General features: G+C 39.8%; 13 protein-coding genes, 1 tRNA gene and 1 pseudogene. 11 read left to right on the forward strand and 4 right to left on the reverse strand.

All coding sequences use genetic code 11. The annotated features are described in order from the left end of the window. Positions 1 to 184: 184 nt before the first annotated feature. A complete protein-coding gene (locus A2517_RS11125; protein WP_294897029.1) occupies positions 185 to 1,588 on the forward strand; it encodes an OprD family outer membrane porin in 1,404 nt (467 codons plus the stop codon). An 8-nt stretch (positions 1,589 to 1,596) separates the two neighbouring features. On the opposite strand, the gene A2517_RS11130 is transcribed toward A2517_RS11125, so the two are convergent. The 4 genes from A2517_RS11130 to A2517_RS11145 all read right to left on the reverse strand — a co-directional run bounded on the left by A2517_RS11130 (position 1,597) and on the right by A2517_RS11145 (position 5,055). Then, positions 1,597 to 3,678: an EAL domain-containing protein gene (locus A2517_RS11130; protein WP_294897031.1), complete on the reverse strand. Its 2,082-nt coding sequence runs from the start codon at positions 3,676 to 3,678 to the stop codon at positions 1,597 to 1,599. A gap of 229 nt (positions 3,679 to 3,907) precedes the next feature. Beyond that, positions 3,908 to 3,982: transfer RNA gene (locus A2517_RS11135), tRNA-Glu, on the reverse strand. 104 nt (positions 3,983 to 4,086) lie between these two features. Then, positions 4,087 to 4,638, reverse strand: coding sequence for a response regulator (locus A2517_RS11140; protein ID WP_294897033.1), 552 nt, complete (start codon positions 4,636 to 4,638; stop codon positions 4,087 to 4,089). Positions 4,639 to 4,848: 210 nt separating this feature from the next. Further along, on the reverse strand, positions 4,849 to 5,055 hold the full coding sequence (locus tag A2517_RS11145) for a hypothetical protein (RefSeq protein ID WP_294897035.1): 207 nt from the start codon (positions 5,053 to 5,055) through the stop codon (positions 4,849 to 4,851). A 171-nt stretch (positions 5,056 to 5,226) separates the two neighbouring features. On the opposite strand from A2517_RS11145, the gene A2517_RS11150 reads away from it, so the two are divergent. The 10 genes and pseudogenes from A2517_RS11150 to A2517_RS11195 form a co-directional block, all read left to right on the forward strand. After that, complete coding sequence (locus tag A2517_RS11150) at positions 5,227 to 7,341, forward strand: WD40 repeat domain-containing protein (RefSeq protein ID WP_294897037.1); 2,115 nt, start codon at positions 5,227 to 5,229, stop codon at positions 7,339 to 7,341. A 113-nt stretch (positions 7,342 to 7,454) separates the two neighbouring features. Next, positions 7,455 to 8,528, forward strand: coding sequence for a response regulator (locus tag A2517_RS11155; protein ID WP_294897039.1), 1,074 nt, complete (start codon positions 7,455 to 7,457; stop codon positions 8,526 to 8,528). 22 nt (positions 8,529 to 8,550) lie between these two features. Next, positions 8,551 to 10,809 (forward strand): methyl-accepting chemotaxis protein, encoded by a 2,259-nt coding sequence (locus A2517_RS11160; protein ID WP_294897041.1) that lies wholly within the window; start codon positions 8,551 to 8,553, stop codon positions 10,807 to 10,809. A 1-nt stretch (position 10,810) separates the two neighbouring features. Further along, positions 10,811 to 10,999, forward strand: coding sequence for a hypothetical protein (locus A2517_RS11165; protein WP_294897043.1), 189 nt, complete (start codon positions 10,811 to 10,813; stop codon positions 10,997 to 10,999). Between the two features lie 93 nt (positions 11,000 to 11,092). Further along, complete coding sequence (locus tag A2517_RS11170) at positions 11,093 to 11,707, forward strand: POTRA domain-containing protein (RefSeq protein WP_294897045.1); 615 nt, start codon at positions 11,093 to 11,095, stop codon at positions 11,705 to 11,707. Positions 11,708 to 11,755: 48 nt separating this feature from the next. After that, complete coding sequence (locus A2517_RS11175) at positions 11,756 to 13,669, forward strand: methyl-accepting chemotaxis protein (RefSeq protein WP_294897047.1); 1,914 nt, start codon at positions 11,756 to 11,758, stop codon at positions 13,667 to 13,669. Positions 13,670 to 13,848: 179 nt separating this feature from the next. Then, complete coding sequence (locus tag A2517_RS11180; RefSeq protein WP_294897049.1) at positions 13,849 to 14,229, forward strand: PAS domain-containing protein; 381 nt, start codon at positions 13,849 to 13,851, stop codon at positions 14,227 to 14,229. Positions 14,230 to 14,241: 12 nt separating this feature from the next. Beyond that, entirely contained in the window at positions 14,242 to 15,522 is a 1,281-nt protein-coding gene (locus A2517_RS11185) for a methyl-accepting chemotaxis protein (RefSeq protein ID WP_294897050.1), read from the forward strand. Between the two features lie 40 nt (positions 15,523 to 15,562). After that, complete coding sequence (locus tag A2517_RS11190) at positions 15,563 to 15,961, forward strand: PAS domain-containing protein (protein ID WP_294897051.1); 399 nt, start codon at positions 15,563 to 15,565, stop codon at positions 15,959 to 15,961. Positions 15,962 to 15,970: 9 nt separating this feature from the next. Then, positions 15,971 to 16,783 (forward strand): annotated as a pseudogene (locus tag A2517_RS11195) (hypothetical protein); the annotation flags it as partial.

A 16,783-nucleotide genomic window follows, 5' to 3' on the forward strand; every position in this document is an offset into this window, starting at 1 on the left:
GAAATTTCAGTACAAAATTTCAAGAAACCGATGTCTTTAAAAAGCTGTATGATGGCGGCCATATTGCGATACGCTATACAAAAGGGAACCCTTTCGGCGTCCGCTATGAACCGTGGCATATCAAAGTAACGGGCGGGAATGAAACGGCCTAATAGTCTGCTATAAATTTGAGGAGAGTGTGTCGATGAAATTATCGGGAATCGCTGCGTTTGCACTGGTCGTACTCTCATCGCATGCTCAAGATGATACATCATTTGGAAAAGTTCAAGGTCAGATTCGTGTTTTTACCATGACGGAAGACAATCAAGAACCTTTACACGATTATGAAGCGACTGCGGTTGGGGGGAAACTTCTTTATCTTACACCAAACTGGAATCGTTTCCAAGGGGCTGTTGGCCTTTATACGACACACTTTATCAAAGATAATATCTCCTCGGACAATGTTGAACCGCTAGCCTCCAATAAAAATTCCCGCTATGTCGTCGGATTGGTCGATTCAATCAATTATGATGCCTCCAGTGTCACCAATATTGGTGAAGCGTATGTACGTTACCACTATGAAAAAAATTCTATTACACTGGGGCGGATGAAACTGGATACCCCCTTTGTCAATCCGCAAGATGGGCGTATGATTCCGACGTTTGAGCAAGGAGTGTGGGCGACTTCGGTTTTCTCAAATGTCTTGAGTGTCCAAGCCGGTTATATCAATGCTTTTTGGAACCGAAATACTCCTGATTGGAAAAGTGTCGAAGACTCTTTGGGCTACGGATATGAAATGGGAAATAGTTCTCTTGATACTGCTGTTGCGGGAAATTATAGAGGAAATACGTCATCGGATGGTCTTTTTGTAGCCAATATACGCTATGGGACTCCCAAAGAATTTACGATTGATGTATGGGATTATTATTTGGAAAATATTTTTAATCTCGCATATGCCGATGTAAGCTTTATATTCCCCTACGGTCCAGTTGAACTCTCCTATGGTGCACAATATATTTACCAGCGTCAATCGGGTGATGGCGGTAATGGTGAGGACAATAGTGTTCCAACCAATGCTATTAAAGCAAAATCGTACATGCAAGAGGGGGAAAAGAGTACAACCTACGGGGTTAAAACAGCCATTAAATATCAGAATTCAAAGTTGACGTTTGCCTACAATCAAACAACGGACGATGGGCGCTTTTTATTTCCGAGAGAGTGGGGAAAAGAACCTCTTTATACCTTTCAAAAACGTGAACGCAGTGACGGAAGCGGTAATTGTCATGCATGGCTTACGAGCGTTGAACATAATTTTGCCGGACAGGGGTTGAGTGGTTTGGATGTGATGGCAGGTTATGGAGAATACAAAAAAACGGATGCCAAAGAGTGGAAATACAATAAATACGGCCATCCAAGCTATGCCCAATGGAATATTGATGTTTTTTATCGATTCAAAGGGGCACTAAAAGGGCTGCGTGCGGAATACCTTTTGGCACGCAAAGTAGCTCGAGGTGAGACCTATCAAATTCCCGGAGCTTCGGAATACAATTTTATTTTCCGAAAAAACGGAATAACGCAGCAGAACTTTATACTCAATTATGATTTTTGAGAATCCACTTATACCTTTGGTTGGGGTTCACTTAAATAATATCCCTGAATATAATCAATTCTAAGCTCTTTACATTCATCATAAATAGAGGCGGTAGAGACAAACTCGGCAATGGTTCGGATATTAAGACGATTGGCGAATTCGACAATGGTACGTACAATGTCTTGTGCACTGAGATCGATATCAAGATTTTTGATGAGCGATCCATCGATTTTAATAAAATCTACATTCAAACGCATTAAATAGGCAAAATTTGAGTAGCCGCTTCCAAAATCATCAATGGCAATTTTACATCCGTATTTTTTAACGTGTGTGATGAAATGTGAAACTTCCTCAAAATTTTCAATCCCTTCACTCTCTAAGATTTCAAAAATAAGCCGATTGCCGACATTTGATTCTTTTAAATGTTTATAAATAAGATTTTGCGTCTCTTGATTTAGAATATCGTCTAAAGAGAGATTGATCGAATAGGTGTGCGATGTATCATGGAGTTGCGTAAAAATTTCATTCACGACGAAATGAGTGATGTGACGATAAAGACGCGATTTTTTGGCGATATCCAAAAACATTGCAGGCGAAATAACCGAGCCGTCTTTGTCAATGATTCGAATTAACGCCTCATATTCAATAATGGACTGTGCTGAACTCTCATGTATCCCTTGGTAGTAAAGGGCAAAGCGGTGTTCATCAATTGCATCTTTCAGTTTTTTACTCCAGTAGATATTATTGGAGTATTCTTCTTTAATATGGAGTTCATCGTTATATTTTACAAAGGAAACTCCCCGCTTTTTTGCTGTTTTGAGTGCCATATCGGCTCTCCCGATTAAATCACACCCCTCTTCAAAACAAAGATCGGCTCCCATTCCAAAAGTGACAAAAATACTGATCCCGTCGATATCGTAATACCCTTCATTCAGTGTATGCAAAATTTCATGACACAAATGGGCAAATTTATGTTCGGAAATGGATTCAGTCAGAGCCAGAGCGTATTCATCGGCGTGCATTTTATAGACGGTAAGCGGATGATCTATGACTGTATTTTGAAGGGTATTTCCAATAGCTGATAAAATTTTATCTCCGATTTCATGTCCGTATAAATCATTCATCTCTTTAAAATTATCAATATTCAGCAGCATAACGCCCCGATAATAGTTATGAGAAAGATCTTCAAAGAGAGCTTTACGGTTGGGTAAGCGTGTAAGAGAATCGTTGTAAAGTTGGTAATGAAGTTGTTTGCTATGCTGCGATGAGAGATCATGTATGCGATCTATCAATGCTTTAAATCCGAAATGCAATACGATACTTAACAAGATCAATACTAAAAGACTGACGATAATCAGCTCACGTATTTCGCGTTTATATATGATTTCATCTTCGGTTACATCGAGAGCGCACACAATCTTTGCCAAAGATTTGTTCGCATACGTTCGCAGCTCTTCGGGAGCAATCATATAGGTTCTGCCATTGTAAGTAATACGATACGAATCTTCTAATGTATACTCGTTTGGTAGATTTTCAAATAATGGATCATTATATGAAATCAGGGCATAGTCACCGTATTCTTTTAAATGTTTGTCGGGAAGAAGTGTATGAAGAGTTTTTGAATCAAAAGCCAATGCACTTTTAATTCCGGAGTGGATATCGAGATGTTCTTGTATACGGTTGATTTTAACAGATGCCTGAAGAAGACCTAAAAAACGATTTTCTTTAAAAATAGGGACGAGGGTCACCAAAGATATATTGTAAAGGGTAACATCCAAGGATACTATGGGCTGGCGTGTCCGAAGAGCTTCTTCGATCATAGGACGTTTTTTTGCAATGTTATCGCCGAATTTTTTTGGATCGGTAAGACGTAAAAAATGAATCCCGTCGTTGCGAATAAAGCCGGTTAAATCGACTTCTCCACGCGCGTATGCTTTATTAAAATAAGGAAGTGCCAATCGGTATAGAGTTTCTCGGTCGCGTGCTTCAAACGCATTAACGATTTTTTGATCGGTCAGGATCTGAAACCCGAGATAATTAAGAGATTTTTCGGTAGTGAAGACAGAAAGTTTGTAAGTATTTTGGAGAAGTTCGTGATGCTCGTACATTTTATCGTCTAAGGTGCGTTTTTTACTCTCTAACGCATTGAAAAGAAAATAACTTATGAGCAATAGGACAATGAATATCGAAAGCAATGTTGCCTTGATCCGTATTTTGTCCATCTTAAACCTTATATACCGTGTAACTGATTATAGCATACGAATGAGATTAGAATAGCAATATTAAAGCAAAATGTGTGTAGTTTTAATGAGATTTTTTAAGAGGAGATTTAAAAAGTGGTGACCCCAACGAGATTCGAACTCGTATGGCCAGAATGAAAATCTGGAATCCTAACCATTAGATGATGGGGCCGTATTAAAAAGATCAGGTGAACCTGAGCCGAAATTATACAAACCAATTGCTGAAAAAAAGCTAAATTTGTAGAATCTTTTCCCGCAAAGCGGGAAGAGGGGAGACTAGCTATTGTAAAAAGAGCGAAGAGCGCGGATAATAACCGCATTTTTAGAGATACTTTCTGCTTTTGCGTTATCGTCAACCAACTCATAGACATCAAGCGGCAATGAAATTGAGAACGTTTTCGTTTCGATTTTTTTGCGTTTTGCAACAAGGCTAGTGATGTTTTGAAGCATCTCAAGAATCTTTTTTGTATCGATCGGTTTTTGGATAAAGCTGTTGACACCCACTTCGATTGATTCAGAGATTTTTTGGATATCGTTGCTCGCGGAGATTACGATAATGATTTGAGACGGGTTGATTGAACGGATACGGCGTGCAAGCTCAATGCCGTCGATTTCTGGCATGATGATATCAACGAAAATAATATCCGGATTGATTTTTTCATACATACGAAGAGCCTCAGCTCCATTATAGGCAGAAGTGACTTCAGCAAAAAAGTTTTTGAACGTTGAGCTCAAAAGATCATTAGCAACTACTTCGTCTTCAACGACCATTGCCGTGAGTTTTTTAGTCTGTTCGGTAAGCTGGATTAAATCGACGTTTGATGACATGGTATGATCCTTTTTGTTAATGACATGTTAAAAAATGTCATTGTGTTAAATTGTTGTAATTATAGATAATATTTTTTAGCATTACCTTAAAGAAACAACTTTAGTTAGAGAGGCAATGAAATAGTCATATTTGTTTTCCAAACTGACCCGCATTATTATTTCTTATTTGTGTCGCAAAAGTGTTGCAAATATAGAAATTGTGAATCAAAATTAGTATTGTTTAAATTGTTCAAGCCACTCAATGTTTGTTTCGTTGGTTTTTTCTTGCTGTCTGAGAATAGAGTCAATAATGCTTAGAAGCGTTTGACGGTCTAAAAACTGTAATAGTTCAGGATTGATGTGTGTCGGCTTCACTTCATCATAGCGGTTGAGAAGATTTTCGATATCGGCGATGAGTTGTTCTTTTGTAGATTCCATAATGAAAGTCTAACTTATCTCAACTGAAATTTTATTTGATTAACATAATATATATTATATTTGAAATCTCTTGTACGGAAACCCGTATGAATCATAACACTGTATTTTGCGACACACTTGCAACACTAAAGGGAAATAATAGTGTATTCCGACAGTTTGGGGGTAAATACAATGTCATTAGAATACTCATCCTTACATGCCCTTAGAAGTATCGTTGCTTCTACTATTAATGAATCAGGTGTTGTAGTGATTGATTCCACCCCAACTATTTATCGCTACACATCCCAAGCAGAATATTTAAAACATGCAAATATGAAAGGGGTTGAATCGTATCCCAACCGTTATGGGAGTTCAGTTACGATTACCAATGACGGTAAATTCGGCTTAGTGTGTGACCATTCAAATGAACGTGTCATTTTTCTCTCACTTGAGCCCGTGAAACTTCTTTCTATGATTCCTATGAGTAACCCGGATGTTGTCCTATTCAGTGATGATAACCTTTTTTTTGCGATTGGTAGCAACTCCGGCAGATTGGATATCTACAAAACACACACATATGAGCGTCTGTGTGAAGTTCATCTTTCAGATTCAATCGTGTGTGCGGCATTTTCTAAAGACGGATCAAAAATTGTAATTTCGACAATGGATAAAAAAATACATTTGCTCCGCATTGATACCCATAAGGTCGTTCAGGTTTTTCGTATGGATGAAATCGCTGAAGCAGTTACATTTGCAGCCGATAACAACAAGATTATTGGATTTACACGCGCAGGGACGACATACGTCTATAACCTATTATTAAATCAGCAGTTTCTGGGAGATCCGTCATTGGAATGGCCGACTCATATTGCTTCAGGCTTCAATGAGAATGTGATTTTATTGGGTTCACGGAGCAATCAGTTAATGATTTACAACAATTCTGACGGAGTCAAATTGGGGTGTGTCAATTTTGATTTTTGGGGAATCACATCCATCAGCGTCTCAGGTGAGAAAATTTTTGTCGGTTTTTCAGATGGAAATGGTGTTGTCATTGATCTTCATTTGAGACTGCAAGAAGCGTATAGCGCCATTGAAATAGGTAATATCGCTAATCTCTCCCTTCTAGTCGGAGAGTTTCCTTTGCTATTTGTCAATAAAGAGATGTGTGCAAAACTTGAGAAACAGTATGAAGCGATCTTTAAATTTAATCCTTCTAACTCTGATGAGAGAAAAGGTCATGAAGCAATGGTTTCGCTCATCGTTGCCGATGGGGCGATCCGTAAAGAATTGATGCACTCTCTTTATACTTCTGAAGAGATTGTCCCGTTTATGGAGAAAATTTCTATAGGAAATGCACAAGGCGCCTGTGTATCCGTTCGTAATTCACCGCAATTACGACAATTACGGGAGTTTCATGAAGTCCGTACCAGTTGCTTGAAAGCGCTTATGTATGAAATTAAACTTTTAGAGATTGATCCTGGGAAATTTAACGAGTACATTGAATCCGCTCCAGGAGGATGCACCAGATGTGTGCATAGCCTCATACCAAGGCCCGAAGTACTTGAAGAAAATTATAAAAAACTCGTGTCCAGTGCGTTAACAAGAAATTTTGCAGCTTTGAGCGATATAGGCGAAAAGCATGAAGTTTTACGTCAAACAAAAATATATCGCCGCTTTATGAGCTACGGTGAAACTTTGATTGATAAAACACTGGCACTGATGGCTGAGGGAAAAATGGACCAAGCCGATGAATATGCTTCAAAGCTAACCCGAATAAAACCTTTTGCACTTACCGGAAATGATTTTAAAAATCAGATCAAAGCTTTTGATGCATTCAATAATGCTTCCAAAACCAATAATCTCATACAACTATTTACCCTCTCCTCCGAGTACCCTGCCCTGCGAACAACACAAATATTTAAGAATCACATTGATGCCTACAAAAAAAATATTATATCAACTGCCAATATTCTTGCTAAAAAAGGGGATGTTTCTAAAGTTATTGCACTTATAGCCCCCTACTCCACGATCGACTACTTTGAAGAAAAAAATCTATCTCTGCTTAAAAAAGCGCTGATTCATGAAATCGAGCTCTATGCCCCTACAGGTGAAGAACACACTCTCCTTGAGCGTTATCACAGTTGTTTTGGCTGGGATAAAGAATATGCCCGTGTTTGTTTATCCTTAAAAGTCTCACCAAATCATATGAAAAAGATGGATGATGGTGCTCCGGAATGTAAAAATATTACCTCATTATTATCGGGAGAAAAAATATTGAGAACTCTACAAAACAAAGAAATGAACTAATTTTTACAACTTTGCCGTTTGCAACATATTTGCGACACTAAAAAGAAATAATTGTGCAACTGGATTATTTTTACTAATAATTCACTTTGAATCGTAATAGGAGTCACTTTATCATGGTTTATAACGAATCATCCTCTATAGTTAAAAATCTTAAAGAGATCGCATACGATATGAAATTGCTTCTTGTTGAAGATGACAGCGATTTGCGCATGCAGCTGAAAATATTTTTAGGACGTTTTTTCGGTTGTATTAATACAGCCGAAAACGGCATCGAAGCATTGAAAATGTATAAAGAACAATCGTATGATTTAGTACTTACCGATTTAACTATGCCTTTGATGGGCGGCATTGAACTGACCGAAAAAATACGTATGCATAACAGTGAACAAAATATTCTTATTTTATCGGGACACTCCGAGAGTGACAATCTTATCACACTTATCAATCTCGGAATTGACGGTTTCTTGCTTAAACCGGTTGATATGAATCGTGTTCTGACACAACTTAATAAAAGTGCACAAGCCATTTATGATCATAAAATGTTTGATTATTTCAGTACTACGCTCGAAGAGACAAATCAAGAATTGCGCAAAAGTAATGCAGAGCTTCAAAAAGCACTAGCTGAAATCAAGCGTATGAAAGAGTCTGAACCAATAAGTATGCCCCAAGAACAACTCAGCGGACGAGAACTTAATGCTGATGAAAAGATAATGCTCTACACCCGCAGTGAAAAAATGTCTGCGGTAGAGTTTCACAGCGTACACCCTTTTGAGCTCGATAAAACGAATGAAGATCTTGAGATATTAGAAGACAATTTTAATGTTTTATTGGTCAGTGCAGAACGGAATATCAATCAAGACACATTATTCACGTTGAGCAAAATCGTACATGCTTATGCTAAAGAGTTGGAGATGATTCCGCAATTCAGCGCCCTTTCGTATGGAATTCAGCAGTTAGCCACCACCTTCGACTCGATTGAAGATGTCAGTAAGATTCCTTCCATTATGCCGATGCTCACCTCCTTATTTGACAATTTAGAGCAATGGAGGCGGGGAATTTTCTTTTACAGGGATGTTGAAGATATCCACTATATGGATAACTCACTTATCAGCGACGCTTTGAGTTTACAGGGGATGCTCAGTAATCAGCACCATGCCTCATCAGACTCGGACATCGAGCTTTTTTAACAGTTAAAAATAAGGAATAGAGATGAAAAAATGGTTACAACGGATATCCGTAGCGAAAAAACTCGGTTATATAATGATCTTGACTTCGATAGCCGTCGGGATGGGCACTCTCCTCTCCATAGGGGCTATGACATCGCTTAATACTGAGTTTGATACCTTTGAAGCGCAAAGCTTTAAAGGGGTTAAAGCCGTTTTGGAAACGGAAAAAGAGCTTAATTATTTTAGCCGCATCACCCGTGAAATTATGCTTGGAGGAGATTTGAAAGAAAATCTAGCCAAACTTGAGGAGACACGGAAAAAAATTGAGACCCATTTCAAAGAGGTGGAAGCCGCATGTGTTGAACCCTCTCAACTAAAGCTTCAACAACAAGCTCAGAAAGATGCTTTGGTCTTTATATCCGCATCTTCTAATCTTATGAATACGCTCAAAAATCAAAATCGAAGTACAGCGGATATTTATCACTATTATCATCAAAATTTTTCACCTATGGCTAAAGCATCGCGAAAGTCGATGGAAAAATTAGTGGAATCAAAAACAAAAGAAGCTGCTGCGATGCAGGAGACCTTTAAACATCACATTGTCACTTGGAGTATTTATGCAGGAATCGGCGGACTATTATTGCTGATTGCACTAGGAATTGTCATGATGCTGATCGTATCGCAGATTAAAGATTCTTTGTCCAAAACACAAAACGGTCTCATCTCTTTTTTCCAATTCTTAGGCGGTGAACAAGAGAGTACCCTCCCCCTCCCAGATCTTGGTAAGGATGAATTCGGAAAATTAGCGGTCGAAATCAACCGAAACATCGCGATACTAGATAAAAAATTCGCTGAACAGAGACAAAGCATCATCGATTTCGGAACGGTTTCTGATTTTGTTGCAAAGGGGCTTTTGTACAATCGAATTCCCACCCATTATAGCGATCCGAGTTTGAATGTGCTAGCACATTCACTCAATAAAATGGTGGATGAGATCGAGCGAACTTTTGCAAATTTGATCGCTGTGATGACTAAAATGGCCAATGGCGATTATTCGGCATCTCTCTCCGATACCGGTATGAGTATTGGTGGGTCATTTGCCTCGATCCAAAATGCAGCCAGTTCTATGGCGACGAGCAACAGTGAAATCTTTGCAATGATTGCAAAATTTTCACAAGAATTTAATACCGAGGCGAGTGCATTGAGCTCATCGGGTGACGAACTCAGCACCAGCGCTAATCAACAGGCATCGAGTTTGGAAGAGACTGCCGCCGCGATTGAAGAACTTACGTCGAATGTTGCGGCTAATGCATCTAAAGCCGAAGCGATGACACATGTAGCACAAGAGGCGAAACTTGCTGCCGAAAGAGGCAATACTATCGCTCACGCGAGTCTTAGTGCTATGGGTGAAATTGTCAGTGCGGCTGAAGCGATCAACAATGCCGTTGATATTATCGATAATATCGCCTTTCAGACTAATATTTTGAGCCTCAATGCGGCTGTCGAAGCGGCAACTGCCGGAGATGCGGGGAAAGGGTTTGCAGTGGTTGCACAAGAGGTTCGAAATCTTGCCAACCGCAGTGCCGAAGCGGCAAAGCAGATTCAAGAACTTGCTCGCTCAGCACGTGAAAAATCGCGCGGAGGGTTAGAAACATCACAACATATGATGGACAGTTTTTCTCTTATCTCTCAGAAAATTATCCAAACCGATGACATGGTACGTGATGTTGCGAATGCAAGTCGTGAACAAATGGCAGGAATCAATCAAATCAATGATGCGGTTTCTCAGCTGGATCAGATGACCCAGCAAAATGCAAAAACAGCCAATAATGTGGCTGAAATTGCCGGTGACATCCTCTCTAAAACCGAGCAGTTTGAGCTGATGCTATCTCGAATTAAATATGATGAGGCGCACAAAGCGCATACGTGCGATACACAGCTTCTTTTCGATATGGCAAAGCTTAAACTGGATCATATTATTTTTAAAGAGAGCAATTACGGAAAACTCAAATTTGCCCATGAGCCTTGGCGTGTTACCGGCCATCATGATTGTGCATTGGGGAAATGGATCGATGCGCATAAGCATATGCCTTATGCTAAAACACCGCAATGGGAAGCATTGCTTGTTGAACATGAAATGGTTCATAACGGTGTTCAATCTTTGATTAATGCCGATTCAAAACATGAATCTAATGAAAAAATATATGCGTTAAGCACTCAAATTGAAAAAGCGACATTAGGTGTTTTTAAAGGGTTAGATCACATCAAATTAATCAATTGTTCACATACAAAGGAGAAATAAAATGAGTAAACAATGTAGCACAGCAGAAAAAATAGATCAGATCGATGCAGAAATGCAGGAGATAATGGCTGAATTGGAAAACTTAATTTCTGAAAAATACGATCGAATGGATCATGAACAAAAAACGGCGAATACCGAAGCCTTTTTACAATTTTTCGATCGTGTTATGGGACAAATAAGTAAAGAGTAAAACAAGTGTGTTGCAACATATTTGCAACACTAAACCAATAGAATCCTCTTTATAGTTTACTCTCGTATAAGAGAATTATCAAAAGGACTCACCATGCCACTTAAAGTTCTGCTTTGCGGATTTATGTTTACGGCTTACGCATTTGCATCAGCCCCAAGTTCTACTATCGATAAAATATTTTTTGTAGGAAACGTCAAAGTCCCGACAAAAAAACTTCTTAAAGTCGCGCACCCTTATATGGGAACTCCGTTGGATCTTCAACACTCAAATGCAATTGCGAAAGAGATAGAAGCCTACTACCATAGAAATAACTATGTTCTCGCTTACGCATCTGTTGAAAAAATGGATCAAGAGGATAAAAGTCTCCTTATTCGCATCGGTAAATATGCTGATTTTGACGCACAAGCGATCGGAGAGATGAAACGCCGTGAGATCAAACCGAATCTCATCAACAAAATCTTTTTTGACGGAAACGAAAAAATATCGACACAACGTCTTATGAATCTTGTACGCCCTTCATTGGGGTTGGAAAAGAATCCTAAAAATATCGATGCAATGGCACTAAGTGTTCAAGAGTACTATCGCAGCCATCGCTATGAATTAGCGTATACGGAAGTTTCTAAAGTTGATGAGAACGGTACGATCATTATCCGTATTAAAAAATATCCAACGTTTAAAGCACGCTATGCGCGTGAGGGAAAAATCTAAATTTTTACAAAAGTATCGGGTTATTAGAGTCAATCAAAGGAGAATGGTATGAATAGAGGTTTTTTAGACAAAATAACTATCCGTAAACGGATGAGTTATTTGATTGGAAGTGTAACTACCGCAGTTGTCTTGGCATCATTCTTCGTTTTTTTTGCATTGACTAAAATTGAATCCGACTATAATGATTTGCAGCACAATGCTACGGCAGGGGCTCTGTATACATTGGAGATCGAAAAAGATCTCAATTATGTCAGCCGAACCAGCCGTGACATCATGTTGGGAAACAGTTACGATAAGAATATGGTTAAACTGCATGATCGTGTAGAAAAGATCAAAAATAATTTTGAACAGCTCGAAAAGATAGAAGATCCCCAGTCACAAGAACTGATCGCAGATGCCAAAAAAAGTACCTATACCTTTTTAGACAATTTGATGGATATGATGAAGACACTAGGGGGGATGGATAAAGATGCTATTTCCTTGAATACAATCCCTATTTATGCCCAGTACAAAAAAGAGCTGACTCCCTATGCCGAAGCCTCTCGTGTAACCTTTGAAAAGGTGATTGAAATAAAACAAGAGAATTTCAAAACTACCATCTCTCAAATGCATAACGAAATTCTTTTTTATAAAATGTCGGTTCTTATTGCAGGTCTTGGCGTTGCACTTTTGATCTTTACTTTCTCGAATTTAATACAGCGCTCGATTATCTCTGCCCTCACTTCCTTTACCGAAATGATTGAAAAAGTATCCAACGGTAATTTTGCCGGGATCGAGATCGATACGACACCCGATACGGAACTCGGTATTATGGGGCAATCGCTCCAGAAACTCGTCACTCAGATCGAAACATTTATCCATAAAATCTATATCTCTATCGGTAATGCGACACGGGGGAATTTCTCTCAACCTCTTACCAATGAGGGAATGCACGGTGATTTTATTCAAGCGATAGAGTTGGTAAAAAATAGCATTGCTATTATGAAAGAACAAGAGACCAAAAAACAGCAAGATGCTCTCAACTCTGAACTCAGCAAGCTCTCTGTTGAAGTGACAGAAACCCTCTCCGTTATTCAGCACAACTTAGAAGATAACGTTTCGAATCTCAAAGAGGTGACGGAAGCGACCAAACATGCAGAAACCCTAGCGAACAACAGTCGTAGTACGATTGAAGTGATTATAGAGGATTTGGAATCATTGAGCGAGACGGTGAATAACAATTCTCACGCCATTGCCAATATTGCGTCACGGACACAAGAGATCAACTCGGTAATCAGTCTTATCACCGATATTGCCGAACAAACGAATCTCCTCGCCCTCAATGCCGCAATCGAAGCGGCACGCGCGGGTGAGCATGGACGAGGCTTTGCCGTGGTTGCGGATGAAGTGCGTAAACTCGCCGATCGGACACACAAAGCGACCGGAGAGATCACCGTCTCGATTAACTCGCTTAAACAGGACATGGATGAGATCGAAAAAAGTGCTGAGGAGATGAACAGTGTCGTTGAAAAGTCGAGCCAGAAGATCAACGCATTTGAGGGGACACTGATCCAGCTGAGCGAAAGTTCATCCAATATTGTTTCCTCTTCGTATATGATGGAAAACAGTGTCTTTATTGTTTTGGCAAAAATCGATCATATTATCTATAAATCACGAGCGTATAACTCAATGATGCGATGTGAAAGTCGGTTAGAAGTGCTGGACACCCATCAGTGCAGTATCGGGCAATGGTACCATAGTGAAGGGAAACATCGTTTTGGAAAAACTGCCAGCTTCCCGTTAATGATGGCTCCGCACACGGTCGTCCATGATCGGGTCAACAAAAATCTAAAATACATCAAAGATGCGGATAAAAAAGAGTGCATCACTCACGCCACCGAAATCATCACAAACTTTCAAGAGATGGAAAAAGCGAGCAGTGAGCTTTTCATTCTTATGGACAATTTAATCAAAGAAGTATGATTTTTTATCGGGGAGCTTTTGCTCTCCCGAATGCAATTACTTTTTTACACACGGAAACTCTTAATAGTCTAAAAATAGTACTTTTCTTAACGTCTGCTTTATTTTGCAACATACTTGCAACTCTAAAATATTACGATCTGTTTGACAGATACATAGCACTATTAAAAGAGGTATAAATAATGGCAGAAATCGAAATGGATCACAGCTCTCTGATCATCTCTGAAACCGATGCAAAAGGGGTTATCACTTTTGCTAATGACGATTTTATCCGATACAGCGGATACAGTTGGGAAGAACTGCTCGGACAACCGCACAATATTCTGCGACATCAGGATATGCCAAAAGTCGCTTTTGCAGATTTGTGGAAAACGATCAAAGAGGGAAAAACATGGAATGGTTTTGTCAAAAATAAAACCAAACGAGGAGATTTTTACTGGGTCTATGCGACCGTATCTCCTATTACTTTTGAAAATGGCGAAACACGCTACCTCTCACTGCGTCGTAAACCGACACGTGCAGAAATTAATAAATATGACGCACTCTACAAAACAATAAAATAAGGATTCATATATATGTTTGATATCAGAAAAAAAGATTATTTATTACTCAAAGAAGCGATTCAAAATTGTCGAGATTTTGTTTTTGAAACCGTTAATGAAACCACTATCGAAGAGGAGAGTTCGAGAGCGTTAATCAATGATTTGCTCAGCGATCTCAGTCATTTTGCCCATGACTATAAAATGGTGCGAGATGCAAACTATATCCAAGCCGGAATGCTCGCACTAACGGTTTTTCGTGCCAAAACCGGAGAATTAACCAATGTTTCTATGGCCGAGTGTACCGTAAACGGAAGTACGGTACTTAAAGAAACGACTATTTTTTATAATGGACTGATGAGCCGTCTCAAAGAACTATTCTGTGAAATCGAAGATGGATTTACCCGTATTAGCCACAATGATTTACGAATGCCGTTTAAATCAGACGGATGGGAAAAAGATATCAAAAAGCTCAATCTACATATCAATGAACTTCAAGATATTATTGCGGATCAATATTGTCAACAACTTACCAATTCTCTCTCCCTCCGACGCAATACGTTTGATCTTAGTCACTATTCCGATGAACTCAGCAGCAGTTCGAATGAACAAGCATCCAGTCTCGAAGAGACTGCTGCGGCTATTGAAGAACTCACAGCAAATGTTTCGGCCAGTGCGGCAAAAGCACAAGAGATGACGGCTCTCGCTCAAGAAGCAAAAATTGCGGCTGAACGGGGCAATAGTGTTGCACGTGAGAGTTTGGACGCTATGAGTGAAATGGTGAGTGCAACCGAAGCGATCAATCAGGCCGTTGATATTATCGGAAATATCGCGTTTCAAACCAATATCCTCAGCCTCAATGCCGCCGTTGAAGCGGCAACCGCAGGAGATGCGGGGAGAGGGTTTGCCGTTGTTGCTCAGGAAGTACGCAATCTTGCCAACCGCAGTGCAGAAGCTGCTAAAAATATTCAAGAAGTTGCCAAAACTGCACGTGAAAAATCACACGGCGGATTGGAAACGTCTAAAAATATGATGGACAGTTTTCTTTTAATAACACAAAAAATTGCTCAAACGGATGATATGGTACGTGATGTAGCCAATGCCAATCGTGAACAAATGGCTGGAATCAGCCAAATTAACGGTGCCGTAGGACAGTTGGATCAATTGACGCAGCAAAATGCAAAAACGGCCGCCAATGTCTCTTCATTGTCTGCCATTGTGCAAAATTTGTCGGATCAAATGTATAGTGAAATTAGTCAAAAAGAGTTTGCAGGAAAAGAGGAAATTCTTCATTCTGCCACACAAATGCAACAATAAACCGTCATTATTTCATTATACATATTTCTAAGGATAATGAATGAATATATTCATCTCAAAAGGCTCAGAGCGTGTTCTCACCGAAAAAGCTTTTTTGGTTTCGGAAACCGATGAAAAAGGGATTATCATTTTTGCAAACGATGATTTTTGTGAGGCTGCGGGGTACCGTGTTGATGATCTAATCGGAAAGCCTCATAACATTGTCCGTCATCCTGATATGCCGCGTGCCGCGTTTAAAGATTTATGGGACACCGTAAAAACAGGGAAAATCTGGACAGGATTTGTCAAAAACAGTGTTAATGGCGGAAATCAGTTTTACTGGGTTTATGCCACCGTTTATCCGGTTATGCGTGAGGGAAAACGCCACTATATTTCATGCAGACGTTTTGCTACAGACGATGAGATCGCAACCGCTACCGCACTTTATAAGACACTCTAAGGAAACCAAATGTTTGGAATAAAATCTACCGATGCCCAACTGCTCGAAGAGATCATGCACGAAGTGCTTGATGTGATAGAGGGTAAACGTAACCGCTACCGTTATGCAAACGCGAGTTTTTCAGATCGAAAAATTCAGCACATTGCCGATACCGCCCATCATCGTCTCCAATCCATCGTCGAAGCGAAACAAAAAGATATGCTTGCGATGGGGGAACTGATTTTAGCACTTGATCAAATGAAATCGGGATTGTTTAAGCCTACTAATATCGAAGGAGACGGTACCGAGGTGAGCGTTATTGCTAACTCGTTTAACGCATTTACCCTCTTACTGAGCAAACAGTTCGCCCAAATCGTTCAAACGCTTCACTTGTATGCGTCGAATGATTTCACTTCCGAGATTGCTAAAAATAATCAACAGGGTGAAATGGCCGCACTCATCGACGGTGTCAATAATCTAGCACAAGAGATCACCGTAATGCTGACGACGAATCTCCAAAACGGACTTAATCTCCGAAGCGAAGCGTCGTTTCTAAAACAGGCGATGGAATCCCTCTCCACCGCGAGCAACCAACAAGCGGCAAGCTTGGAAGAGACAGCGGCGGCGATGGAAGAGATGACCAGTAATGTTCAACAGAATGCCCAAAAAGCAAACGATATGGCATCTATGGCGGCACAAACCGATGCAAGTGCCAAAGAAGGTGCAGAACTGGCACAACGTACCGCTACGGCTATGACAGAGATTCAAGTTGCTACCAACTCAATCAATAATGCTGTTGCTATTATCGAAAACATTGCATTCCAAACCAATATCCTCTCTCTA

Origin of the sequence: Sulfuricurvum sp. RIFOXYD12_FULL_44_77, assembly GCF_001830725.1 — a bacterium.
Taxonomy (GTDB): domain Bacteria; phylum Campylobacterota; class Campylobacteria; order Campylobacterales; family Sulfurimonadaceae; genus Sulfuricurvum; species Sulfuricurvum kujiense_A.

Coding starts and splice junctions, on each gene's coding strand:
- A2517_RS11125 (WP_294897029.1), top strand. CDS start 185: ATGAAATTATCGGGAATCGCTGCGTTTGCACTGGTCGTACTCTCATCG.
- A2517_RS11130 (WP_294897031.1), bottom strand. CDS start 3,678: ATGTACGAGCATCACGAACTTCTCCAAAATACTTACAAACTTTCTGTC.
- A2517_RS11140 (WP_294897033.1), bottom strand. CDS start 4,638: ATGTCATCAAACGTCGATTTAATCCAGCTTACCGAACAGACTAAAAAA.
- A2517_RS11145 (WP_294897035.1), bottom strand. CDS start 5,055: ATGGAATCTACAAAAGAACAACTCATCGCCGATATCGAAAATCTTCTC.
- A2517_RS11150 (WP_294897037.1), top strand. CDS start 5,227: ATGTCATTAGAATACTCATCCTTACATGCCCTTAGAAGTATCGTTGCT.
- A2517_RS11155 (WP_294897039.1), top strand. CDS start 7,455: ATGGTTTATAACGAATCATCCTCTATAGTTAAAAATCTTAAAGAGATC.
- A2517_RS11160 (WP_294897041.1), top strand. CDS start 8,551: ATGAAAAAATGGTTACAACGGATATCCGTAGCGAAAAAACTCGGTTAT.
- A2517_RS11165 (WP_294897043.1), top strand. CDS start 10,811: ATGAGTAAACAATGTAGCACAGCAGAAAAAATAGATCAGATCGATGCA.
- A2517_RS11170 (WP_294897045.1), top strand. CDS start 11,093: ATGCCACTTAAAGTTCTGCTTTGCGGATTTATGTTTACGGCTTACGCA.
- A2517_RS11175 (WP_294897047.1), top strand. CDS start 11,756: ATGAATAGAGGTTTTTTAGACAAAATAACTATCCGTAAACGGATGAGT.
- A2517_RS11180 (WP_294897049.1), top strand. CDS start 13,849: ATGGCAGAAATCGAAATGGATCACAGCTCTCTGATCATCTCTGAAACC.
- A2517_RS11185 (WP_294897050.1), top strand. CDS start 14,242: ATGTTTGATATCAGAAAAAAAGATTATTTATTACTCAAAGAAGCGATT.
- A2517_RS11190 (WP_294897051.1), top strand. CDS start 15,563: ATGAATATATTCATCTCAAAAGGCTCAGAGCGTGTTCTCACCGAAAAA.